General features: G+C 35.7%; 24 protein-coding genes. 23 read left to right on the top strand and 1 reads right to left on the bottom strand.

What is annotated here, in order from left to right:
- Positions 1-60: 60 nt before the first annotated feature.
- The 17 genes from cls to BCR21_RS11960 all read left to right on the top strand — a co-directional run bounded on the left by cls (position 61) and on the right by BCR21_RS11960 (position 17782).
- Positions 61-1509: a cardiolipin synthase gene (cls, locus tag BCR21_RS12040; protein WP_069646697.1), complete on the top strand. Its 1449-nt coding sequence runs from the start codon at positions 61-63 to the stop codon at positions 1507-1509.
- A gap of 186 nt (positions 1510-1695) precedes the next feature.
- A complete protein-coding gene (locus BCR21_RS12035) occupies positions 1696-2550 on the top strand; it encodes a phosphate ABC transporter substrate-binding protein PstS (protein WP_069646696.1) in 855 nt (284 codons plus the stop codon).
- Positions 2551-3004: 454 nt separating this feature from the next.
- Positions 3005-3925, top strand: coding sequence for a phosphate ABC transporter permease subunit PstC (gene pstC, locus BCR21_RS12030; RefSeq protein ID WP_069646695.1), 921 nt, complete (start codon positions 3005-3007; stop codon positions 3923-3925).
- Positions 3925-4809 carry a phosphate ABC transporter permease PstA gene (gene pstA / locus BCR21_RS12025; protein WP_069646694.1) on the top strand — a complete coding sequence of 295 codons (885 nt, stop codon included), beginning with the start codon at positions 3925-3927 and terminating at the stop codon, positions 4807-4809. Before pstC ends, pstA begins: the two co-directional genes overlap by 1 nt.
- A 16-nt stretch (positions 4810-4825) precedes the next feature.
- Entirely contained in the window at positions 4826-5626 is an 801-nt protein-coding gene (gene pstB / locus BCR21_RS12020; protein WP_069646693.1) for a phosphate ABC transporter ATP-binding protein PstB, read from the top strand.
- Positions 5627-5636: 10 nt separating this feature from the next.
- On the top strand, positions 5637-6395 hold the full coding sequence (gene pstB / locus BCR21_RS12015) for a phosphate ABC transporter ATP-binding protein PstB (protein WP_010760782.1): 759 nt from the start codon (positions 5637-5639) through the stop codon (positions 6393-6395).
- Between the two features lie 18 nt (positions 6396-6413).
- Positions 6414-7085 (top strand): phosphate signaling complex protein PhoU, encoded by a 672-nt coding sequence (gene phoU / locus BCR21_RS12010; RefSeq protein ID WP_069646692.1) that lies wholly within the window; start codon positions 6414-6416, stop codon positions 7083-7085.
- A gap of 182 nt (positions 7086-7267) precedes the next feature.
- Complete coding sequence (gene uhpT, locus BCR21_RS12005; RefSeq protein WP_069646691.1) at positions 7268-8647, top strand: hexose-6-phosphate:phosphate antiporter; 1380 nt, start codon at positions 7268-7270, stop codon at positions 8645-8647.
- A gap of 4 nt (positions 8648-8651) precedes the next feature.
- Positions 8652-9413, top strand: a complete 762-nt coding sequence (locus BCR21_RS12000; RefSeq protein WP_069646690.1) for a tyrosine-protein phosphatase — start codon at positions 8652-8654, stop codon at positions 9411-9413.
- A 74-nt stretch (positions 9414-9487) separates the two neighbouring features.
- Entirely contained in the window at positions 9488-10426 is a 939-nt protein-coding gene (locus tag BCR21_RS11995; protein ID WP_069646689.1) for a sugar-binding transcriptional regulator, read from the top strand.
- 155 nt (positions 10427-10581) lie between these two features.
- Entirely contained in the window at positions 10582-11250 is a 669-nt protein-coding gene (deoC, locus tag BCR21_RS11990) for a deoxyribose-phosphate aldolase (protein ID WP_069646688.1), read from the top strand.
- 69 nt (positions 11251-11319) lie between these two features.
- On the top strand, positions 11320-12501 hold the full coding sequence (locus BCR21_RS11985) for a NupC/NupG family nucleoside CNT transporter (RefSeq protein ID WP_069646687.1): 1182 nt from the start codon (positions 11320-11322) through the stop codon (positions 12499-12501).
- A gap of 32 nt (positions 12502-12533) precedes the next feature.
- Complete coding sequence (deoB, locus tag BCR21_RS11980; RefSeq protein ID WP_069646686.1) at positions 12534-13715, top strand: phosphopentomutase; 1182 nt, start codon at positions 12534-12536, stop codon at positions 13713-13715.
- A gap of 21 nt (positions 13716-13736) precedes the next feature.
- Positions 13737-15035 carry a pyrimidine-nucleoside phosphorylase gene (locus BCR21_RS11975; RefSeq protein ID WP_069646685.1) on the top strand — a complete coding sequence of 433 codons (1299 nt, stop codon included), beginning with the start codon at positions 13737-13739 and terminating at the stop codon, positions 15033-15035.
- A gap of 262 nt (positions 15036-15297) precedes the next feature.
- Positions 15298-16899 (top strand): daptomycin-sensing surface protein LiaX, encoded by a 1602-nt coding sequence (liaX, locus tag BCR21_RS11970; protein WP_069646684.1) that lies wholly within the window; start codon positions 15298-15300, stop codon positions 16897-16899.
- Positions 16900-17093: 194 nt separating this feature from the next.
- Positions 17094-17417: a PspC domain-containing protein gene (locus tag BCR21_RS11965; protein WP_069646683.1), complete on the top strand. Its 324-nt coding sequence runs from the start codon at positions 17094-17096 to the stop codon at positions 17415-17417.
- Positions 17417-17782: a phage holin family protein gene (locus tag BCR21_RS11960; protein ID WP_069646682.1), complete on the top strand. Its 366-nt coding sequence runs from the start codon at positions 17417-17419 to the stop codon at positions 17780-17782. The genes BCR21_RS11965 and BCR21_RS11960 overlap by 1 nt, the downstream gene beginning before the upstream one ends.
- Positions 17783-17814: 32 nt before the next feature.
- Here BCR21_RS11960 and BCR21_RS11955 read toward each other — a convergent pair whose 3' ends face one another.
- Complete coding sequence (locus tag BCR21_RS11955; protein ID WP_069646681.1) at positions 17815-18783, bottom strand: GIY-YIG nuclease family protein; 969 nt, start codon at positions 18781-18783, stop codon at positions 17815-17817.
- 256 nt (positions 18784-19039) lie between these two features.
- Here BCR21_RS11955 and hprK point away from each other — a divergent pair, with 256 nt between their 5' ends.
- The 6 genes from hprK to BCR21_RS11925 all read left to right on the top strand — a co-directional run bounded on the left by hprK (position 19040) and on the right by BCR21_RS11925 (position 24697).
- On the top strand, positions 19040-19978 hold the full coding sequence (hprK, locus tag BCR21_RS11950) for an HPr(Ser) kinase/phosphatase (RefSeq protein ID WP_069646680.1): 939 nt from the start codon (positions 19040-19042) through the stop codon (positions 19976-19978).
- Between the two features lie 371 nt (positions 19979-20349).
- Positions 20350-21180 carry a prolipoprotein diacylglyceryl transferase gene (gene lgt, locus BCR21_RS11945; RefSeq protein ID WP_069646679.1) on the top strand — a complete coding sequence of 277 codons (831 nt, stop codon included), beginning with the start codon at positions 20350-20352 and terminating at the stop codon, positions 21178-21180.
- Between the two features lie 336 nt (positions 21181-21516).
- Positions 21517-22533 (top strand): NAD(P)H-dependent glycerol-3-phosphate dehydrogenase, encoded by a 1017-nt coding sequence (locus BCR21_RS11940; protein ID WP_069646678.1) that lies wholly within the window; start codon positions 21517-21519, stop codon positions 22531-22533.
- A 19-nt stretch (positions 22534-22552) separates the two neighbouring features.
- Complete coding sequence (gene galU / locus BCR21_RS11935) at positions 22553-23449, top strand: UTP--glucose-1-phosphate uridylyltransferase GalU (RefSeq protein ID WP_069646677.1); 897 nt, start codon at positions 22553-22555, stop codon at positions 23447-23449.
- Between the two features lie 190 nt (positions 23450-23639).
- A complete protein-coding gene (locus tag BCR21_RS11930) occupies positions 23640-24083 on the top strand; it encodes a DUF948 domain-containing protein (RefSeq protein WP_069646676.1) in 444 nt (147 codons plus the stop codon).
- Between the two features lie 23 nt (positions 24084-24106).
- Positions 24107-24697, top strand: a complete 591-nt coding sequence (locus BCR21_RS11925; RefSeq protein WP_069646675.1) for a YtxH domain-containing protein — start codon at positions 24107-24109, stop codon at positions 24695-24697.
- Positions 24698-24754: the final 57 nt, after the last annotated feature.

Genomic DNA, 24754 nt, shown 5'->3' with positions numbered 1-24754 from the left:
TTTTCATAAGTTGGTTATGCTTTATTGGGGATGTATGAGTGAAGTGATTGGGGTGCGTAAATGAAATTTTTATATGATAATTTATTTGTTATTATTTTTATTGCTAATATGCTATTATCGTTAGTTATTGTTTTTCGAGAACGGAAACAAACAGCCCAGACATGGTCTTGGCTTTTGGTATTGATGTTTATTCCTGTTTTGGGCTTTATCCTTTATATTTTCTTAGGTCGAGGTATCTCAAAAGATAAGATATTTGATATGAAAATGCAGGCTAAAATCGGGATGAATGCTGAAATAGAATTTGAGAAACAATCATTATTAAGAGGGTTATTTCCTCATCCACCAACAGGAGAAGTGGACTCAAAGCAGTTGATTTATATGTTGACCGTTTTTGAAAGCTCATTATATACAACAAATAATGAGGTCCGTTTATATACAGATGGACGGGAGAAATTTGACGGCTTAATCGAAGATATTCGACAAGCTAAAGATCATGTCCATATGGAATATTACATTTATCGTGGCGATACTTTAGGAAAAGAAATTCGACAAGAATTGATCGATGCCGTGAAAAGGGGCGTAAAAGTTCGCTTGCTTTTAGATGCTTGGGGTTCGACACAAGTAAATATGAAATTTTTTGAAGAACTAAAAAAAGTTGGTGGAGAAATTGCGTTTTTCTTTCCGTTATTTGTTCCCTATTTAAATCCAAGAATCAATTATCGAAATCACCGAAAAATTGTGGTGATTGATGGAAAAATTGGTTATACAGGTGGATTTAATGTTGGAAATGAATACCTTGGTCAAGTTGAAAAATTTGGTTACTGGCGAGACAATCATATACGGATTCATGGTGAGGCTGTTTATAGTCTACAAAATCGTTTTTTGATGGATTGGAATTCGCAACATCGAAAAGAGTTAAGCTACGATGCTACTTATTTTCCACCCATTTATTCTGATGGAAAAAAAGCAGTTCAAGTGGTGACTAGCGGTCCAGATTCAGAGCATGAACAAATCAAGATGACGTATTTAAAAATGATTTCAATCGCCAAAAAAGAGATATTGATCCAAACGCCATATTATATACCAGATGCCTCAATTCATGAAGCGTTAAAATTAGCTTTATTATCAGGTGTGAAAGTGCGAATGCAAATACCAAATAAACCAGATCACATGCTAGTCTATTGGGCGACATACTCATTTTCAGCGGAACTATTAGAGTATGGCGCGATTATCGAAACCTATGAACATGGATTTATTCATGCTAAAACAATGATTATAGATGGTGGAATTGTGTCTGTCGGGTCAGCGAATATTGATGTTCGTTCGTTTCGACTTGATTTTGAAGTCAATACAATCATTTATGATCAAGAATTTTCAAAAGAAGTACGAAGTGCTTTTTACGAGGATTCTAAAGTATCTGAGCTGTTAACAGAAGAAAAATACCGCAATCGCGGTGTACTCATCAAATTGAAAGAAGGCTTAGCTCGTCTAATTTCACCATTATTATAAATTAGTGCAAAAAGTGCAATATGGAGAATCAGTTGTACTTTTTGCGTTGTTTTTTTGGACTTTGTAAGAGTCTAATCCGTTATTTTATTCTAAAAAAATACTGATTGCAGAAACTTATAATTTTCAACTGAAACAGTTAATGTTAAAATGAATTGATTGAATTGAGTTTGGAGGATTATGAGATAAATGAAAAAGAAAATGCTATTATTTTTTAGTCTAATTGGAGTACTAACTTTATCAGGTTGCGCTAAGTGGATCGATCGAGGTGAATCGATCACAGCAGTTGGCTCATCAGCATTACAACCTTTAGTTGAAACTGCGGCTGAGGAGTTTCAAAATCAAAATCCAGGACGTTTTGTTAATGTTCAAGGAGGCGGAAGCGGTACAGGATTAAGCCAAGTTCAGTCTGGTGCAGTGGATATTGGAAACTCGGATTTGTTTGCTGAAGAGAAAAAAGGAATTGACGCATCTAAATTGACAGATCACAAGGTTGCTGTAGTAGGAATTACACCAATCGTTAACAAGAATGTTGGCGTATCAGATATTTCATTAGAAAACCTCAGGAAAATCTTTCTAGGTGAAATAACCAACTGGAAAGAAATCGGTGGAAAAGATGTTCCTATCGTTATGCTGAATCGTGCTGCAGGAAGTGGTACACGTGTCACTTTCGAACGTTGGGTATTAGATGGTAAAACAGCGATCCAAGCTCAAGAGCAAGATTCAAGTGGAATGGTACGCTCCATTGTTGCTGATACGCCAGGAGCAATCAGTTATACTGCTTTTTCTTATGTTAATGACGAAGTTAATACATTAAGTATTGATGGTGTAAAGCCGACTGACGACAATGTTATAACGAATAAATGGACAATTTGGTCTTATGAACATATGTATACATTAGGAAAACCAAAGCAATTGACGGATGAATTTTTGGAATTTATGTTATCAGATGATGTTCAGGAAAAAATCATCGCTCAATTAGGGTATATTCCTGTTTCTAAAATGGAAGTAGAACGGGATTGGCAGGGAAATCTTATTAAATAATCACCTTTACACAAAATTTACAAAGTTAACATAAGATTTACATGTTATTAAACGCAAATTTATGTTAAAAAGTTACACTGATTTTATTATGGAAAGTGCTCAGCATGTTGCGGATTTATTTGGGGAAGATAGAATATGAATTTGGTGATAATTGCCATCCTCGTATTTTCCTAGCAGAGCTAAGTGAACATGATGCTGTCTAGCTTCACGGGCTAGCTCTTCGGGAAAAAGATAAAAACTGAGTGAGGTAAAAAGCACCTCAATCATTTTTTCCTATTTTCCTGTCAGAGCAGAACGAGCCTGCTACGTTTTTAACGCTATCTAGCTTCACGGGCTAGCTCTTCGGAAAAAAGATAAAAATAGAATGTGACAAAAAGCGTCACAGTCAATTTTTTCTATTTTTCTGTCAGAGCTAAGCGAGCCCGTTACGCTTTTAAAATAAGGAGGAATTTTCTTGGAAGATGTGCAGAAGAAATTGTTAACAAAATCAAAGCGCGCAAAAATGGAACAACGAGGGAAATTTATTAGTTTTCTTTGTATCGCTTTGATTGTTTTGGTTGTTTTATCGATTTTTTATTTTGTGGCAAGTAAAGGTTTAGCGACTTTTTTTACAAATAAAATTAAAGTATCCGACTTTTTATTCGGGACAAACTGGAATCCTGGTGAAACAGGAACAGATGGTAAACCAATGGTAGGCGCTTTGCCAATGATTGCGGGCTCTTTTATCGTAACATTCTTATCTGCAATCATCGCAACACCTTTTGCGATTGGTGCAGCTGTGTTTATGACAGAGATTTCACCTAAAAAAGGCTCAAAAATCTTACAACCAGTTATTGAACTATTAGTTGGGATTCCTTCTGTTGTTTATGGTTTTATTGGATTATCTGTGATCGTACCTTTTATTCGTTCGATTTTTGGTGGTACAGGTTTTGGGATTTTGGCGGGGACATTTGTCCTGTTTGTCATGATTTTACCAACCGTTACAACGATGACAGTGGATGCGTTAAAGTCAGTTCCTCGTCATTATCGTGAAGCATCGTTAGCACTAGGCGCGACTCGCTGGCAAACAATTTACAAAGTTGTTTTACGAGCTGCGGTGCCTGGGATTTTAACAGCGGTCGTTTTTGGAATGGCACGTGCCTTCGGTGAAGCTTTAGCAATTCAAATGGTTATCGGAAATGCAGCAATCATGCCATCAAGTTTAACGACTCCAGCATCAACGTTAACAAGTATTTTAACGATGGGGATCGGAAATACAATTATGGGAACAGTCGAAAACAATGTGCTGTGGTCACTGGCGTTGATCCTATTGTTGATGTCATTATTCTTTAATATTATTATTCGGATCATTGGTAGGAAAGGGGCCTTGAAATAATGAATGCAAAAAAAGCAGATAAATTTGCAACAGGCGTCTTATATGCTATTTCAGGCGTGATTGTTTTGATTTTGGCAGCATTGCTCCTTTATATTTTAATTCGTGGTATTCCCCATATTTCTTGGGACTTTTTAACAAAACCTTCCAAAGCCTACCAAGCAGGCGGCGGTATTGGCATTCAATTATTTAACTCGCTATACTTATTGTTGATCACGATGCTGATTAGTTTTCCTATTTCTTTAGGTGCAGGTATTTATTTATCTGAGTATGCGAAGAAAAACTGGCTAACAGATGTAATCCGCACTTCCATCGAAATTTTAAGCTCACTTCCTTCAGTAGTCGTTGGTTTGTTTGGTTTCTTGATCTTTGTAGTGCAGCTTGGTTATGGTTTTTCAATTATTTCAGGAGCACTGGCATTAACATTTTTCAATCTGCCTTTATTGACAAGAAATGTTGAAGAATCGTTAAAAGCCGTTCATTATACACAACGAGAAGCGGGCTTGTCTTTAGGCTTATCTCGTTGGGAAACGGTATTAAAAGTGGTTGTTCCAGAAGCTTTACCAGGTATTTTAACAGGAGTGATCTTGAGTTCAGGAAGAATTTTCGGTGAAGCGGCTGCTTTGATTTATACTGCAGGACAAAGTGCACCAGCATTAGATTTCAGTAATTGGAATCCGTTAAGTGTATCAAGTCCAATCAGTATTTTCCGTCAAGCTGAAACGTTAGCCGTTCATATTTGGAAAATCAATACAGAAGGCACAATGCCAGATGGTGCAGCTGTTTCTGCTGGTGCTTCTGCTGTTCTGATTTTAGTCGTTTTACTCTTTAATTTCGGCGCACGTTTTATCGGAAACAGATTATATAAAAGAATGACATCAGCCTAATGTTAGGGGAATCAGAATGAAAGAATATAATTTAAACGACACAAATATTATAAAATTACCAGAACCGATTGCTTTGCATACCGATGATCTACATGTTTGGTATGGTGATAATGAAGCCATCAAAGGCGTGGATCTAGAGTTTGAGAAAAATAAAATCACTGCCTTGATCGGACCATCTGGTTGCGGCAAATCGACGTATTTACGTTCATTGAATCGGATGAACGATGGGATCGCTAATACCAAAGTAACTGGGAATATCATGTATAAGGATGTAAATGTGAATACCAAAGAAGTCGATGTTTATGAAATGCGTAAACGAATCGGTATGGTATTTCAACGTCCTAATCCATTCAGTAAATCGATCTATGAGAATATCACATTTGCTTTAAAACAACATGGTGAAAAAGATAAGAAAAAGCTAGATGAAATTGTTGAAACGAGTTTAAAACAAGCTGCGCTTTGGGAACAAGTCAAAGATAATTTAGACAAAAGTGCATTAGCATTGTCTGGTGGTCAACAGCAACGTTTATGCATTGCCAGAGCTATCGCCATGAAGCCGGATATTTTACTTTTAGATGAACCAGCTAGTGCTTTAGATCCAATTTCAACTGGGAAAGTCGAAGAAACATTAGTGAATTTGAAAGATGATTATACGATCATTATCGTAACCCATAATATGCAGCAAGCTGCCCGTATCAGTGATTACACAGCCTTTTTCTACTTAGGTAAAGTGATCGAATACGATGAAACAAGAAAAATCTTTACACGACCAAAAATTCAAGCGACAGAAGACTACGTTTCTGGACATTTTGGTTAGGAGGAGCAAGATGACAAAAGAAATTATTTCATCAAAAGATTTGCATTTATATTACGGTAAAAAAGAAGCCTTAAAGGGGATCGACTTGAGCATCAATCAAGGGGAGATCACTGCTATGATCGGACCATCTGGTTGTGGGAAATCGACTTATCTACGTTCCTTGAATCGAATGAATGATTTGATTCCAGGCGTGACAATCACAGGAAGCGTGGTATACAAAGGCAAAGATATTTATGGTCCGAAAACGGATATCGTAGATTTACGTAAAGAAATCGGTATGGTATTTCAACAACCAAATCCTTTCCCATTTTCAATCTATGAAAATGTGATTTATGGCTTACGTTTAAAAGGTGAGAAGGATAAACAAGTTCTAGATGAAGCGGTAGAAAATAGTTTAAAAGCAGCGTCTGTTTGGGAAGATGTGAAAGATAAACTGCATAAAAGTGCCTTGTCTTTATCAGGCGGACAACAACAACGTGTCTGTATCGCTCGTGTTTTGGCGGTTGATCCTGAAATTATTTTATTGGATGAACCTACAAGTGCACTTGATCCAGTTTCAAGTGGTAAAATCGAGAATATGCTTTTAACACTGAAAGAAAAGTATACGATGATCATGGTGACCCACAATATGTCTCAAGCTTCACGGATTTCTGATAAAACAGCTTTCTTTTTGCAAGGCGAATTGATAGAATTTAATGATACGAAGAAGATATTCCTGAATCCTAAAGAAAAACAAACAGAAGATTATATTTCTGGAAAATTTGGTTAAAAAAAAGGAGGAACACACATGTTGCGCAGTCAATTTGAAGAAGAACTATTAAATCTTCATAATCAATTTTATGAAATGGGCATGATGGTAAGTAATGTGGTACATAAATCTGTACGCGCTTATATCAACCACGATAAAAAAATAGCTCAAGAAGTTATTGATTACGATGTAGAAATCAATGATATGGAAGTCAAACTGGAAAAGAAAAGCTTTGAAATGATCGCTTTACAACAGCCGGTAACGACTGATCTAAGAATGATTATCACCGTTATGAAAGCGAGTTCTGATTTAGAAAGAATGGCAGATCATGCTGTATCGATCGCAAAATCAACGATTCGACTAAAAGGTGAGACAAGAATTCCTGAAATTGAAAAAGAAATTTCTGACATGTCTGACTACGTGAAGAAAATGGTTGATAATGTGCTGATTGCATACGTAAAAACGGATCAAAAAGATGCTAGAATGATCGCTAAAATGGATACTCGCGTGAATGAGTACTTTGACAGTATTTATAGCCACTCAATCAAGGCAATGCAGTCAAATCCAGAAACTGTGGTTAGCGGAACGGATTATCTTCATGTGGCAACATATTTAGAACGTATTGGGGATTATGTGACAAATATCTGTGAATGGATTGTCTATCTTGCAACAGGTAAAATCACAGAATTAAACAGTAATCACGATGAATAAGCAGTAAAAAAGTACCTTCGATAAATTGTCGAGGGTATTTTTTTGAAAAAAAATTGGAAAACAAAAATCAGCATTTTGAACAAAATTTCATTAATGTATTTACATTATTTCATACAAGATGTATCATACAATTATATTGGAAAGCGCTAACCATTATAATTATTTTGTTTGAGGTGAAAAATTTGGAAGAAATAAATAGTCAAGTCGGTAATACAAATCAGCTAACGATCGCTGAACAAAGAAAAAGATGGTTTAAAGAATTTATGAAACCGTTCTTAGTTGTAGTAGTTATCTACATCACGATGTATATGATACGAAATAACTTTAAAGCAGCTCAGCCATTATTGAAAAGTCAACTAGGTCTTACGACAACAGATCTAGGGTACATTGGTTTTGTATTTTCGATTGTTTATGGATTTGGTAAATTTATTGTTGGTTACATTGTAGATGGTAAAAATACAAAGAAAATCTTGTCCATCTTATTGTTATTATCTTCGATCACTGTTTTATGTTTGGGATTATTATTTACGATGAATAATGTGCCAATGGGGTGGATCATTGTTTTATGGTCGTTAAATGGATTATTTCAATGTGTAGGCGGACCAAGTAGTGCTTCTGTTATCACACAATGGACAACAAGAAATAATCGTGGGAGATATATTGGTTTATGGAATGCTTCTCACAATATCGGTGGTGGTTTTGCAGGGATTTTTGCAGTTTGGTGTGCAACGACATTCTTCAAAGGACAAGTAGCAGGAATGTTTATTATTCCAGCAATCGTCGCAGCAATCGTTGCTGTAGTGACATTTTTTATCGGTAAAAACAGACCAGAAGATCTGGGCTGGAATTCAAGTGAAGAGATTTTTGGTGAACCGATTGAAGAAGCAAATGTGGATGCTGAAAATTTAACGAAATGGGAAATTTTTAAAAAGTATTTATTAACGAATCCGTATATTTGGATTTTATGTGTAGCAAACGTTTTTGTCTATATTGTTCGCATTGGGATCGATAATTGGGCACCATTATACGTGACAGAACATCTTAACTTTTCACAAGAAGCAGCAGCTCAAACGATTTTCTATTTTGAAATGGGTGCTTTAGTTGGTTGTTTAGCTTGGGGGTATATCTCTGATCTACTTAAAGGACGTCCAGCTTTGGTCGCTACAATCAGCACTATTTTATTGCCAATTGGTATTATTGGTTACCAGCTTGGTACGACAGAACTTGTGATCAATGTTTCGTTATTTATGTTAGGTATGATGGTTTTTGGTCCACAACTATTGATCAATTTATCTATGTTAGGATTTGTGCCGAAAAAAGCAACGGTTGTTTCAGGAGGCTTGTTGGGCGCCTTCGCCTATTTGTTCGGTGATTCAATGGCTAAAATATTATTAGCTAAAATTTCTGATCCGTCTAAAAATGGTGTGAATTTCTTTGGTCACGTGCTGCATGGTTGGAACGATACATTTATTATTTTCTATATTTCAATTGTAATTATTGTAGTTCTTTTGGGAAGTGTAGCATTAGCAGAAGAAAAAAGTAAACGCATAAAGGTGGAGTAACTATATGAATACACAAATTACGAATTTTAGAGATTTAGGCGGCGTTAAAAATAAAGAAGGAAAAATAGTTAAACCAAAAAGATTACTACGTTCAGGTCATTTAGTCAATTTAGACAAAAAAACACAAACAACGTTGACCGATACATTTAATTTAACAAGAATCATCGATTTTAGACGTGAGTTTGAAATCAGTGAGTCACCAGATACACCAATCGAGGATGTGGAATATATCAATTTAGATTTGCTTGGGAAAATGAACGCTAAAAATTCGAGTTTAGCTGATTTTGCTAAGTTAAAGTCGATTGAAGCTGTTGATAAGCATATGCTAGGCGTTTATGAAGATTTAATTTTAAATCCAGGCGCACAAGAAGGCTTTACAGAATTTATGGACTATATCTTAGCGAATAAAAACGGATCAACGATTTTCCACTGTTTTGCTGGGAAAGACCGTACAGGCTACACTTCAGCTTTATTATTATCATTGCTAAATGTAGAAAAAGAAGAGATCTATAAAGATTTCCTAGTAACAAATACAGAAAGAAAAAAAGCGAATGGTGAACTGCTTCAGAACTATAGAGAGCAAGGCTTTAGTGAAGAACAGTTGGAATCTTTAGCAACAGCGCTTTATGTGAAAGAAGATTATTTGGATCATGCATTCCATTTAATTGAGAAACATTTTGGTACCGCAGAAAAGTATGCAGCGGAATGTTTAAACTTTGACAAAGAAAAAGTTGAAGAATTTAGACGTATTTATTTAATTAACTAACTAACGTAGTGTGGTTTGTTTTCCTAATTTTTTCTTGCTATAATTGAAGAAAATGAAAAGAACGGACTATAAATATGGATAAACAAAAACAACAACTTAGTATTGAAGCGGCTAGATTGTATTACCAATCTGGTCTAGGTCAGCAGGAAATTGCAAAAAAATTAGAGCTTTCCCGTCCAACGATTTCTAGATTGCTGAATTATGCTAAGGAAAAGGGCTTCGTCCAGATTACGATCTCAGATCCTTTTTCCGATTTGTTTGAGCTTGAAAAACGACTCAAAGAAAAATATGACTTGTTAGAAGTACATGTTGTATTTTCACCTGAAACAAATTACCAGGTAATCACAGAGTATCTGACGTCTTATGCAGCTGAGTATTTGGAAGAAACGATTAAAAATGGTGATATTTTGGGCGTTAGTTGGGGAACGACGATGTATGAAGTGGCAAGAAAACTTAACACTCAGGAAAGAGTTGGCGTAGAAATTGTTCAACTGAAAGGTGGAATCAGCCACTCTAATGTGAATACCTACGCCAATGAAACGTTGACGTTATTTGAAAAAGCTTTTCAAACTGTTGCCGTGCAACTACCGTTACCAGTTATTTTTGACAATGCAGAAGTAAAAAAAATGGTGGAACAAGATCGCCATATCCAAAAAATCATCACAAAAGGGAAACAAGCCAATATTGCGCTATTTACAGTGGGAACTGTTAGAGATGAAGCGTTGTTATTTCGTTTAGGTTATTTTAGTGATGAGGAAGAAGAGCTTCTTAAAGAACAAGCAGTTGGTGACATTTGTTCTCGCTTTTTTGACAGTAATGGTGAAATTTGCAGTCAGAAGATCAATGAACGGACGATAGGCATCGAATTATCTGATCTAAGAGAAAAAGAAAAAGCGATTTTAGTTGCTGGTGGTTCTCGAAAAATCGAAGCGATTGATGGCGCTTTGGCAGGAAAGTATGCCAATGTATTAATTATTGATCAAACTGCTGCTGAAGGATTATTGAAACTATAAAAAGTAATGAAAAAAGATGAGGCTGGGATGTGACTCGTAGAGTTATGTCCTGTCCTCATCTTTTTTATTCAACTATGAACATAATTTCATGATGGTGTTTACAAATGTTCTTGTCGAGTGTATAATATATTTATCAAAACTAAAGGAGAGTTATAATGACTATTGCAAAAATGATTGACCATACAGCATTAAAACCTGAAACGACAAAGGATATGATTGTAAAACTTTGTCAAGAAGCAAAAGAATATCAATTTGCTTCCGTTTGTGTGAATCCGTATTGGGTTAAATTATCTAGTACTGAATTAAAAGGATCTGGCGTCGATGTTTGTACCGTGATTGGATTTCCTTTAGGAGCAAATACTTCTGAAACTAAGGCTTTTGAAACAAAAAATGCTATTGCTAATGGTGCTACAGAAGTTGACATGGTAATCAATGTAGGTGCCTTGAAATCTGGTGATTTAGAGACAGTGGAAGCAGATATCCGCGCAGTTGTAGAAGCATCAGGAAATGTTCTTGTAAAAGTGATTCTAGAAACATGTTTGCTTACAAAAGAAGAAATCGTAACAGTTTCTGAATTGTCAGTCAAAGCAGGCGCAGATTTCGTTAAAACATCAACTGGTTTTTCAACTGGTGGCGCAACAACAGAAGATATTACCTTAATGAGAAAAACAGTAGGACCTGATGTTGGTGTTAAAGCTTCTGGTGGCGTTCGTACAAAAGAAGAAGTATTAGCAATGATCGAAGCAGGTGCATCAAGAATTGGTGCAAGCGCAGGTGTTTCAATCGTTTCTGGCGACACATCAGATCAAGGTAACGGCTACTAAAAGTAAATAAAGTAAGCAATATGCTTACTTTTACAAGTTAATGTAAACGAGTTCAATTGGAGGATAAGGATGAAATATTTAATTGGTTGTCTAGGTTTGTTGTTTTTTATTGGGTTGGCATGGTTAACGAGTAATGATCGCAAGAAGGTTAAGTTTAGACCGATTATCATTATGTTGGCTTTGCAATTTATTTTAGGGTTTGTATTGTTAAATACAAGTGTTGGTAATTTCGTTATAGAAGGAATTGCCAAAGGATTTGATAATTTACTACAATACGCTGCTGAAGGTGTGAATTTTGTTTTTGGAGGTTTGATTAATCCAGATGAAACTTCATTTTTTATTGGTGTTTTATTACCGATCGTTTTCATTTCTGCATTGATTGGAATTTTACAATACTTTAAAATTCTTCCGTTTATTGTGAAGTACATCGGTCTTGCTTTAAGTAAGGTAAACGGCATGGGGAAATTAGAATCATATAATGCGGTTGCCTCAGCCATTTTAGGTCAATCAGAAGTATTTATTTCTGTGAAAAAACAATTAGGTCTGTTACCAAAACATCGATTATATACTTTATGCGCATCAGCGATGTCAACTGTATCTATGGCGATTATCGGTTCATATATGTTTCTATTAAAACCACAATACGTCGTAACAGCTATCGTTTTAAATCTATTCGGAGGATTTATCATCACATCTGTGATCAATCCGTATGAAGTAACAGAAGAAGAAGATGTTTTAGAAGTAAAAGATGAAAAAGAACAATCCTTTTTTGAAATGTTAGGTGAATACATCATGGATGGATTCCACGTAGCGATTACAGTTGCTGCGATGTTGATTGGATTTGTGGCAGTTATTACGATGATCAACGCAATTTTTAAAGGAATTTTTGGAATTTCATTCCAAGATATTATCGGCTATTTAGTGGCGCCATTTGCATTCTTAATGGGTGTACCAGCAAATGAGATCGTAGATGCTGGAAGTATTATGGCGACTAAACTAGTTTCAAATGAGTTTGTCGCAATGACGAACTTAACATCAAGTTCGATAGAATTCACTGGTAGAACAACCGCAATTATTTCCGTTTTCTTGGTTTCTTTTGCAAACTTTTCTTCAATCGGTATCATATCAGGCGCTGTAAAAAGCCTGAACGAAGAACAAGGAAATGTTGTCGCACGTTTTGGTATAAAATTATTATTCGGCGCAACGTTAGTGAGTTGTTTAACAGCGACGATCGTCGGATTACTTTATTAATTTTTTAAGTTTAACTGATGAGGTGAAAAGAAATGAAAGAATTTAAAAGGATACATGTTGTTGTAATGGACTCAGTAGGAATAGGTGAAGCACCTGATGCAAATGACTTTGATGATTTTGATGTAGATACGCTAGGCCATATTGCTAGAGAAATGAATGGGCTGAACTTGCCAAACATGGAAGCTTTAGGTTTGTCTAACATTAAAGAGATTGCTGGTGTAGAAAAAGTAGAAGTGCCTATGGGCTATCATACGAAAATGCAAGAAACGTCTGCTGGAAAAGACACAATGACTGGTCACTGGGAAATTATGGGATTGTATATTGATAAGCCCTTTAGAGTTTTTCCAGATGGATTTCCAGATGAGCTTCTTGAAAAGATTAAAACGTTCTCTAAAAGAGACATTATCGGTAACAAAGCCGCAAGTGGGACAGAAATCCTTGAAGAACTAGGCGAAGAACAACTTAAGACAGGTGCGTTGATTGTTTATACTTCTGCAGATTCTGTTTTACAAATTACAGCAAATGAAGAAATTATTCCGCTGGAAGAATTGTACCGCATTTGTGAATACGCTCGGGAAATTACGAGAGACGAGCCATATATGCTTGGTCGTATTATTGCTAGACCTTTTGTAGGCACATCTAAAGAAACGTTTAAACGTACGGCTAACCGCCATGATTATGCCTTGAAGCCTTTTGATAAAACTGTGATGGATACACTAAAAGAGAGTGGCTTAGATTCAATCGCTCTAGGAAAAATATCCGACATTTTTGATGGTGAAGGGGTTACTCAAAGTATTCGTACAGTTTCAAATATGGATGGCATGGATAAATTTATCGAATTACTGGATAAAGAATTCCATGGCATGAGTTTTTTAAACCTAGTCGATTTCGACGCAGTGTTTGGGCATCGCAGAGATCCTTTAGGCTATGGACAAGCATTGCAGGAATTTGATCAACGTTTGCCGGAGGTGTTTGCTAAGTTAAAAGAGGATGATTTATTAATTATTACAGCAGATCATGGAAATGATCCTACGTACAAAGGAACAGATCATACTAGGGAGTTTGTACCATTATTAGTCTATTCTAAGCGTTTCGCACATGGAAGTGAATTAAGTATAAGAAAAACATTTTCTGATATTGGTGCAACAGTTGCGGATAATTTCAAGGTAGGCATGCCAGAATATGGTACTAGCTTCTTAGGAGATTTAAAATAAAAAAAAGGAATGGTGAAGAGAATGAGAATGGTCGACGTTATTGAAAAGAAACAAAATGGATTTGAATTAACAAAAGACGAAATTAAATTTTTTATTGATGGTTACACTGCAGGAACAATTCCAGATTATCAAGCAAGTGCATTATTAATGGCTATTTATTTCCAAGATATGACAGATGAAGAGCGTGCCAACTTAACTTTAGCGATGGTTGATTCAGGTGATGTGATTGATTTATCAGGGATTGAAGGCGTAAAAGTGGATAAACATTCTACGGGCGGTGTTGGCGATACAACAACATTAGTTTTGGCTCCACTCATTGCAGCATTAGATATTCCTTTTGCGAAAATGTCAGGTCGTGGCTTAGGTCATACAGGTGGAACGTTAGACAAATTAGAATCATTTGACGGGTTCCATATTGAGATCAGCGATGAAGAATTCATTAATATTGTCAATAAAGATAAAATCGCTGTTATCGGACAATCTGGAAATTTAACACCGGCAGATAAAAAAATCTATGCATTACGCGATGTGACAGGAACTGTAAGTTCTATTCCTTTAATTGCTGGATCTATTATGAGTAAGAAGATTGCAGCAGGTGCAGATGCAATTGTTTTAGATGTGAAAACAGGTGCTGGAGCATTTATGAAAACAGAAGAAGATGCTGAAAAATTAGCTGAGGCAATGGTTCGTATCGGAAATCTTGTTGGCAGAAAAACAATGGCAATCATCTCTGATATGTCTCAACCTTTAGGTGCGGCAATTGGTAATTCTTTAGAAATTAAAGAGGCAATCGATACGCTAAAAGGAAATGGACCGGAAGATCTAACTGAACTAGTCCTAACTTTAGGTAGTCAAATGGTTGTTTTAGCAGAAAAAACAGATTCTTTAGACGAAGCACGTAAGATGTTGTTAGGCGTGATCGAAGATGGTTCAGCTCTAGATAAATTTGCAGTATTCGTTAAAAATCAAGGTGGGAACCCAGAATGGGTGAAAAATCCTGATTTACTTCCTCAAGCTGAATATACATTTGAAGTAACGGCAGATAAAGAGGGTGTTGTATCTGAGATCGTTGCGGATGCTATTGGTGTTGCAGCGATGAAACTAGGTGCCGGTAGAGCAACCAAAGAAGATGAAATTGATTTGGCTGTTGGTCTAGTATTGAACAAAAAAATTGGTGATAATGTTAAAGTTGGCGATTCTCTTGTCACAATCCATGCAAACAAAAAAGATGTTGCAGAAGTAGAAGCGATGATCAAAGAAAATATCCAAATTGGCGGCAAAGTAAATGCGCCTAAATTAATTTACAAACAAATTTCTTAAAAATAATCGATTATTTACTATTACTATAGAAGCTTTCAGAATAATTGACTGTTTAGTGTAGTACATTTAAAGGAAGAGGATAACACTCAAAGTGAGCGATCTTCTTCCTTTTTTGACTTTTATATAATTATTTTTTGATACCGTACGGAAGTACAGGTCAAAATTCATTCTTAAGTCCTATGACAAACAACCAAAAAGAATGCATAATAGGTACATAAGGAAAACACCCTCGGGTGAAAAATTTGCTAAGGAGGCAATTTCCATGAAAGAAAGAGAAAGAGTATTAGACTTAGTTAAAAAAGGTATCCTATCTTCAGAGGAAGCTTTAGTATTATTAGAAAACATGGCGACAGAAAAAGATGAAAAACAAATCAAAAAAGCTGCTGACCAAGTAAATGTAACAAATCCAACTGTTGACACAAAAGAGAATGACAAAGTCGTAGATTTATTAAATAAGTTAGAAAATCAAAAGGAAGAAGACATAGTCGAACCTGAAATTTCTGATGAAGATGTTAAAGCAAAAGAAGCGGAAGATCACGAACGTTTAGAAAAAATTCTAGATAATCTAGCAACAGAAGCGAATCGTGCCTCTGTTGAATTAGACGAAACCAACGCTGAAATTGCTGGTGTTAAAGAAGAAATCAAAGAAGCACAAGAAAAATTGATGGAATTAAACACCAAAGAAGAATTAAGCGAATTAACAGAAGAAGATTTAGAGTTAAGAGCATCTCTAGAAGCTGAGATCAAATCATTAGAAGATTCATTAGATGAACAAATTCAAGAGAAAATTGCTCTTGAAGCTGAATTGAAAAATATTCGTAAAGAACAATGGTCTGATACGAAAGATCGTGTCGCTTCAAAATTTGATATTCCTGATGATTGGAAAGATCAAGCAACAGATACAATCAATCAAGTCGGAGAAAAAATGAGTGAAGCCGGTTCTCAATTAGGTTCATTCCTTAAAAAGACATTTGGCGCATTCTCAGAAACAATGAATGACAATATGGAATGGAAAGATGTTAGTTTCAAAGTTCCTGGTGTTGCCACAACAAAATTTGAACATGAATTTAACTATCCAGCACCTCTTGCAAGTTTGATCGATGTTAAAGTTGCAAACGGAAATATTGTATTCAAAACATGGGATCAACCAGATGTGAAAGTAGAAGGAAAAATCAAACTTTATGGTAAAATGGACGCTGAAACACCTCTTGAAGCCTTCTTAGAAAGAAGTCAGATCGATGTAGATGATGAAGTGATTTCCTTCCAAATTCCAAATAAACGAGTTCGCGCAGACTTGATTTTCTACTTACCTGAACGTACATTTGATCACGTATCAATCAAATTATTAAACGGAAATGTCACAGTCGAATCATTGAAAGCAAAAGATGTGTATACTAAATCCACAAATGGCTCAATCACATTTAATAAAATCGATGCAACAATGCTTGAAATCGAAGGTGTAAATGGTGATATTAAAGTCTTGGATGGTGAAATTCTAGATAATATCATCGAAACTGTTAATGGAACAGTAACGATTACTGCAACGCCTCAAACAATTGGTGTTTCATTGATCAATGGTAATGTTCGTATCACTGCGAAAGAAAAAACACTACGTAAAGTAGAAGCAAGTTCTGTAAATGGCAATGTCAAAATTGCATTACCAAACGAACTAGGTGTCGAAGGAACAGTAAAAACAAGCTTAGGTAGTATCAATAGTCGCTTAAGTGATTATGAAGTTATTCGTGAAAAGAAAGAAAGAACCAACCAATTACTACAATTTAGACGATTAAATAATGATGATATGGCGCAAATCAATGCTTCTACAACAACAGGAAACATTTATTTAAAAGACACAGATAAATAAATGTGTAGAACAATGAACCTATAAAACAGGTCTATTCCTCGAACAAAAGTTAAGAGAAAAACTCTTAGCTTTTGATCAGGGGAAATTAAAAAAAGAATGGTCAAAAAGGCAACAATTCAGTTTTTTTTAAAGAAAAAACTTTTGTCTCAGTATCCATTTTAGTGTATAATTTTAAAGATGAGAGGTGAAAAGAGATGAAAAAACAATTAACAAAATCTCCTAATAATGTGGTATTAACAGGAAGCTTAGCAGGTATTGCTGAGTGGATCGGTGTCGATCCTACCATAGTACGAGTGATCTATGTTATTCTTGCTATTTTCTCTGCAGGATTCCCAGGTTTCTTACTCTACATTGCGTTAGCTGTATTGCTTCCTTCTGGTAGAAATAGAAATAACGATAATTATGGAAATAAAAATCCGTATAATAGAAATACACGTAATCCAAATCCATACGCAAATGAACACAAACAAAGAAAACAAGCTGAGAAAGTCAACGATGATGACTGGAGTGACTTCTAATGACATACTTTCAACGTCTGATCGTTAATACGTTGACCTTTGTTTCACTCTCAGTGATTTTTCCGAATATGATTTATGTGAGAAGTATCTGGATGGCGGTCATTGCAGCATTTGTGCTTTCCATATTGAATATGCTAGTAAAACCTGTGTTGACGATTTTGTCGCTTCCCTTTACGTTACTTACGTTTGGTTTGTTTAGCTTCATTGTGAATGCTGCGATTTTAAAAATGACTTCTTCTTTTGTTGGAGAGATGAATTTTGGTTTTTCCAGTTTTGGAGCAGCGATTTTAATGGCAGTGATCATGTCTTTAGTAAATATGATCGTTAGTGAGCGTAATTTAGATAAATATAGTGAAAAAGGATAAAACCCGAACATTGAGTTGGGTTTTATCCTTTTTTATGCAAATGGGTCAGTAAGCTCGACTAGTTGGCATTCTTTGTGTCGATTAATATAACTATATAAAATATTGATAAAATCGACTTGGTCTTTGGAAAATTGCTGACTATTTTCAGGTTTATTTTTAGGAAGAATCTTTTGTGCGAGTTCACTAGGTGTATAGTTAGTAAAGGTCCGTTTCGTCAGTATTCGGCTATTTATAACAAGACCTTGATAAATCAGATAATATTTTATTTTTGATTCAATCGGAATAGATAAAAATTGCCAATTGGTTTGAGATGCTAGAATCAATTTTTTATTTTGATTGAAAAAGCGTGTCAGAAATTGCCAATCTTCGCGTAACGTTGCTGCTTTTTCGAATAATTGATTTTCTGAAGCTAAAACCATTTTTGTCTCTAAACGATTTTGAGGGAGTTGATTGTTCAGAGTAAACGCACCAAGTAATTCTGTAACAGCAGTTTCGCGATCTAATGGAGGCGTGGCACTTTCAGAGAAAGATTGTTGCCAATAATTTTTTTGATTTAATCCATATAGGTTTTCTAAAATCCGTTTTAGTTCTAAAAGTTTTCTATTGATAGAAAAAGGACCAAAACAATTTTTTTTCGTTGGAACAGTGCGTATATTAATCGAAAGTTCTTCTTTTTCGGTATTGATTTCAATATATTTATACTTTTCAAAAGAGTTCATCTGCCGGTTATAGATTGGACGATATTCTTGGATTAATTGACATTCTAGTAAAAAGGCATCAAGTTCAGAATCTACTTCAATAACGTCAAAATCAGTTAGTTGTTGAATCATTCGAATGGTTTTATTTGAATGTTGTTTGTTTTTAACAAAGTAGCTACTGACACGTTCCCGTAGTTTTTTTGCTTTACCTACATAAATGATTGTTCCGTGTTTATCTTTCATTAAATAAACACCTGGACTTAAAGGCAGTTTTCTTGCCTGTTCTTTTAAATTATTTTTCATGAGAAACACATCCAATTGATTGTTTTTGACTGGATACAGTGATACAAATTAAGTATACAAATTAATTTAGGATAGTCAATGTTTAACTGGTCATCAGTAGGTGGAAACCTATTTTTGAATAAAAGGAGGATAATGAGAAAAATTAATCATTGAGAACACAAACAAAACAAGAACAATCTTACTAATAGCTAGAAACTTCCCACCTGAAATGATAAAATGGAACGAGTAGAGAACTGGAAAGGAATGAATGATAAATATGGAAGAAGTTGTAAAAATTCATCAACTGGTAGAGAAGCTTTCTTTAGAAGTCGTTTATGGCGATGAAGAAAGTTTAAATAGAGAAATCACAACAGGAGATATTTCTCGTCCTGGACTGGAATTGACTGGGTATTTTAATTATTATCCTCACAATCGCTTACAGTTATTCGGTAGTAAGGAGATTACATTTTCTGAACGGATGATACCAGAAGAACGTTTGATGGTGATGCGTCGTTTATGCGAGAAGGATACACCAGCTTTTATTATCTCTAGAGGGCTGGAAGCGCCTGAGGAAATGGTCCAGGCAGCGAAAGAAAAAGGTTTAGCTGTTTTACGTTCACCGATTTCCACATCAAGATTATTAGGAGAGCTATCAAGCTATTTGGATAGTCGTTTAGCAGCAAGAACTAGTGTACATGGTGTTTTAGTTGATGTTTATGGACTTGGTGTCTTGATTCAAGGTGATAGCGGTATCGGTAAAAGTGAGACAGCGTTAGAGTTGATCAAGCGTGGTCACCGATTGATCGCAGATGACCGAGTAGACGTTTATCAGCAAGATGAATTGACAGTTGTTGGTGAACCACCTAAAATTTTACAGCATTTGATCGAGATCCGTGGGATTGGGATCATTGATGTAATGAATCTATTTGGCGCAAGTGCAGTTCGTGGTTTCATGCAAGTCCAACTGGTTGTTTATTTAGAAGCTTGGGAAAAAGATAAGAAATATGATCGTTTAGGATCAGATGATGCAATGGTTGAAATTGCTAATGTTGATGTTCCGCAAATTCGTATTCCTGTCAAAACTGGGCGCAACGTGGCGATTATTATTGAAGTTGCTGCAATGAATTTCCGTGCGAAGACTATGGGATATGATGCAACGAAGTCCTTTGAAGAACGTTTGACTCGATTAATTGAGGAAAATTCAGGGGTTATCTAGCTGCAAGAGCTAGTCTCTCGGAAAAAAGATAAATTATGAAAGAGGTAAAGAACACCTCAGTCATAATTTCCTGTTTTTCAGTCGAGACAAAACGAGCTCATTCAGCTTTTAATGTTATCTAGCTGCAAGAGCTAGTCTCTCGGAAAAAAGATAAATTATGAAAGAGGTAAAGAACACCTCAGTCATAATTTCCTGTTTTTCAGTCGAGACAAAACGAGCTCATTCAGCTTTTAATGTTATCTAGCTGCAAGAGCTAGTCTCTCGGAAAAAAGATAAATTATGAAAGAGGTAAAGAACACCTCAGTCATAATTTCCTATTTTTCAGTCGAGACAAACGAGCTCATTCAGCTTTTAAATTAGGAGGAAGCCAAATGTTAGGACAAGTAAACCCAGTAGCGTTTAATCTTTTTGGAATATCCGTATACTGGTATGCAGTTATAATCGTTTCAGGAATCGTGCTAGCTGTTTGGCTAAGTAGCAGAGAAGCAGTTCGAGTCGGTTTGAAAGAAGATGATGTGATCGACTTTATGTTATGGGGACTACCAAGTGCTATTATTGGAGCACGCTTGTACTATGTGATTTTTCAATGGCAAGATTATGTTGATAATCCAATCGAAATTATTTTAACTAGAAATGGTGGTCTGGCGATTTATGGTGGTCTGATTGGTGGAGGACTTGCATTGTTTTTCTTCACACGACATCGTTTTATTTCGACTTGGACCTTTTTAGATATCGCAGCGCCGAGTGTTATTTTAGCACAAGCAATTGGACGTTGGGGTAATTTTATGAATCATGAAGCATATGGTCCGGCAACAACACGGACATTTTTAGAAGGATTACATTTACCCAAATTTATTATCGACAATATGAATATTGATGGAACGTATCATCAACCAACTTTCTTATATGAATCTATTTGGAATGTCTTGGGATTTATTGTATTGATCATTTTAAGGAAAAAGAAAAACTTCTTAAAAGAAGGCGAAGTCTTTTTAGGCTATATCATCTGGTATTCTTTCGGGCGCTTCTTTATTGAAGGTATGAGAACAGACAGTTTATATGCGTTTGGAAGCATTCGAGTGTCACAACTCGTTTCTCTTGTGTTATTTTTCGGGGCAATCGTGCTTGTGATTATTCGTCGTAAAAAAGGAACAGTAAAATTTTATGACCGCGACAAAGGAACTCTCAAAAAGGCCATATAGAACTGCCCATTTTAGCTAAGCTATGGTAAAATGTTAGGTGGGTATAAAAGTTATAAAATTAGACATTTAATTTGGTTATTTAAAGAAATAAGAAGATGAATAGTAGAAAGATTTATAGAAGTAGTTTGATCTAGCTTACCAAACGAGCTCTTCGAAAAGAAGATAAAAATTGAAGGGGTCAAAGAGTGACTCAATCATCTAGCTTCACCAAATCAGCTCTAAGAAAAAAGACAATCTTTACATGGAACAAAAAGAGTTCTATATTCAGATTCTAAATTTTCAATAGTGCTAAACGATTCGTTCAGCTTTTCTTATTTTGAAAGGAGATTTTCACCAATGAAACAAAAAGTTGCTGTTTTAGGTCCGGGTTCATGGGGAACTGCATTGGCACAGGTTTTAGCAGAAAATGGTCATGAGGTTCGTATATGGGGACATAATAAAGCACAAATTGATGAAATCAATATGCACCACACGAATCGTCATTATCTACCTGATCTGGTTATTCCAGAATCAATTCAAGGAATGATGTCATTAGAGGAATGTATTCAAGATGCGGATGCGGTCTTGTTTGTTGTTCCAACAAAAGCGATTCGAGCGGTTGCAAAAGAATTTACAGCGAAATGTACGAATCAGCCATTGATCATTCATGCAAGTAAAGGGTTGGAGCAAGGCAGCCATAAACGAATATCTGAAGTTTTGATGGAAGAAATTCCAGTAGAAAAAAGACGTGGTGTGGTTGTTTTATCTGGTCCGAGTCATGCTGAAGAAGTGGCGGTTCATGATATTACAACAATTACTGCAGCTAGTGAAACAATAGCTGCTTCGACATATGTTCAAACGCTATTTATGAATGATTATTTTAGAATTTATACAAATGATGATGTAATTGGTGTCGAAACGGGTGCTGCTTTGAAAAATATCATTGCTTTAGGAGCAGGTGCAATTCATGGTTTAGGTTTTGGTGATGATGCGAAAGCTGCAATCATGACGCGTGGCTTAGCTGAAATTAGCCGTTTAGGTGTGGCGATGGGCGCAAATCCTTTAACCTTTATCGGTTTGAGCGGAGTTGGTGATTTAATCGTTACATGTACCAGTGTTCACTCACGTAACTGGCGAGCCGGAAATCTCTTAGGAAAAGGACATAGCTTAGACGAAGTTCTTGAAAATATGGGGATGATCGTTGAAGGTGTTTCAACAACAAAAGCAGCATACGAGCTATCTCAACAGTTAGATGTTGACATGCCAATTACAGAAGCAATATACAAGGTGTTGTATGAAGGTCAAGATGTAAAACAAGCGGCAAAAGAAATTATGCTGCGTGATGGTAAAACAGAAAACGAATTTTCTATATAATTTTAGGAGGCCAATTGGCATGAAAGTAAAAAAAGCAGTTATTCCAGCAGCTGGACTGGGAACAAGATTCTTACCCGCAACAAAAGCAATGGCAAAAGAAATGCTACCTATCGTCGATAAACCAACAATTCAATTTATCGTTGAAGAAGCATTAGCATCAGGAATTGAAGATATTTTGATTGTTACAGGAAAAGCAAAACGTCCTATCGAAGACCATTTTGATGCGAACTTTGAATTAGAAAGTAATCTTCGCGAGAAAAACAAAACGGATTTATTAAAATTAGTAGAAGAAACAACTGATGTCAATCTTCACTTTATTCGTCAATCTCATCCAAAAGGATTAGGTCATGCTGTGTTACAAGCAAAAGCATTTGTTGGCAATGAACCGTTTGTTGTCATGCTAGGCGATGATATTATGGAAGATAAGATTCCATTGTCAAAACAATTGATGAATGATTATGATGAAACACATGCGTCAACGATTGCAGTAATGAAGGTTCCTCATGAAGAAACCTCGAAATACGGAATCATAAATCCGGAGGCTGAAGTTGCTAAAGGGTTGTATAACGTAAATAGTTTTGTTGAAAAACCAACACCAGAAGAAGCACCGAGTGATCTAGCGATTATCGGTCGCTACCTGCTAACACCAGAAATTTTCCATGTATTGGAATCACAAGAACCAGGAGCTGGTGGTGAAATCCAATTAACAGATGCCATCGATACATTGAACAAAACACAACGCGTATTTGCCAGAGAATTTACTGGTAAACGTTATGATGTAGGCGATAAGTTTGGCTTTATGAAAACAAGCATTGAATACGGCTTAGTTCACCCAGAAGTAAAGGAAAACTTACGGGAGTATATTATTGAATTGGGCGCTGAGCTTGCTAAAGAAGATACACCTAAAAAGAAATAAACTACACGTTTTATAGGATTATTTCACTTGAAGACAGAACAAAATTTGTTCTGTCTTTTTTCTATAATACCTAGAGACTCAGGGGATAAATTGCTATAATTAAGATAACAAAGCTAACTGAATAATTTGTGAAAAATACCAGTTGGTGTTATTCTAAGAATATGGAATAATTGATGGAAGGAGCAAGAAGATGACAGGTGGAGAGGTTGCAGCGATTATTGCTGCAGTGGCGTTTGCTGTATTAGTAGTATTTATTGTTTTAGTATTGATGAAAATCAGTAAAACAGTAGATAAAGTGACTACCACAGTAGATGAAGCAAATAAAACGATTGAGGTCGTAACAAAAGATGTCGATATTTTATCTAGACAAGTAGAGGGACTTTTAGTAAAAAGTAACGAGTTGCTAGATGATGTCAATAAAAAAGTAGCAACGATCGATCCGTTATTTGAAGCAGTTGCAGAATTAAGTGAAAGTGTTTCTGAGTTGAATTATTCTAGCAGAAATTTACTTGGGAAAGTTGGAGCAGTTGGAAAGACAACAGCTAAAGCAGGCGTTGTTAGTAAAGTTGGCGGAGCGGCTTTTAGAGCATTTCGTCCAAAAAAATCACCAAAAACAAGTGGAACAACTAAATAATAAAAGATAATGGAGGAATCAACATGGCGAAAAAAGGCGGATTTTTTTTAGGAGCAATTATTGGCGGAACAGCAGCGGCAGTGGCAGCACTTTTATTAGCACCAAAATCAGGTAAAGAATTACGTGAAGACTTAGCAAATCAAGCAGATGATTTTAAAGATAAAGCAACGGATTATACAGATTATGCTGTGCAAAAAGGGTCTGAATTGTCATCGATTGCTAAAGAAAAAGCAAGTGTGTTAGGTGAACAAGCAGGTGATTTAGCTGGAAATGTTAAAGATAAAACGAAAGATTCATTAGACAAAGCACAAGGCGTGTCTGATACAGTTCTAGAATCATTCAAGAAACAAACAGACGATTTATCTGATCGATTTAAAAAGACAGCTCAAGATGTAAATGATCAAGTTGACGAATTAGGCGACATCGCAGAAGATGCTTCCGATGATATTTTTATAGATGTCAAAGAATCAGCGAAAAAAGCGAAAGCAACAGTTTCTGAAGGCGTTGCTGAAGCAAAAGAAGTAACAAAAGACGTACCAGAAAAAGCTGAAGAAGCAAAAAAGGATACAAAGAAAGCTGTTAAAGAAACAGTAGAAGATGTTAAAGGTAAATAATAAAAGCAATGAAAAAAACAAAGCCAACATTCTAAGAAGAATGCTGGCTTTGTTTTT

Source organism: Enterococcus ureasiticus (genome assembly GCF_001730285.1).
GTDB lineage: Bacteria > Bacillota > Bacilli > Lactobacillales > Enterococcaceae > Enterococcus_L > Enterococcus_L ureasiticus.
This window is presented reverse-complemented; position numbering and strand designations above follow the sequence as displayed.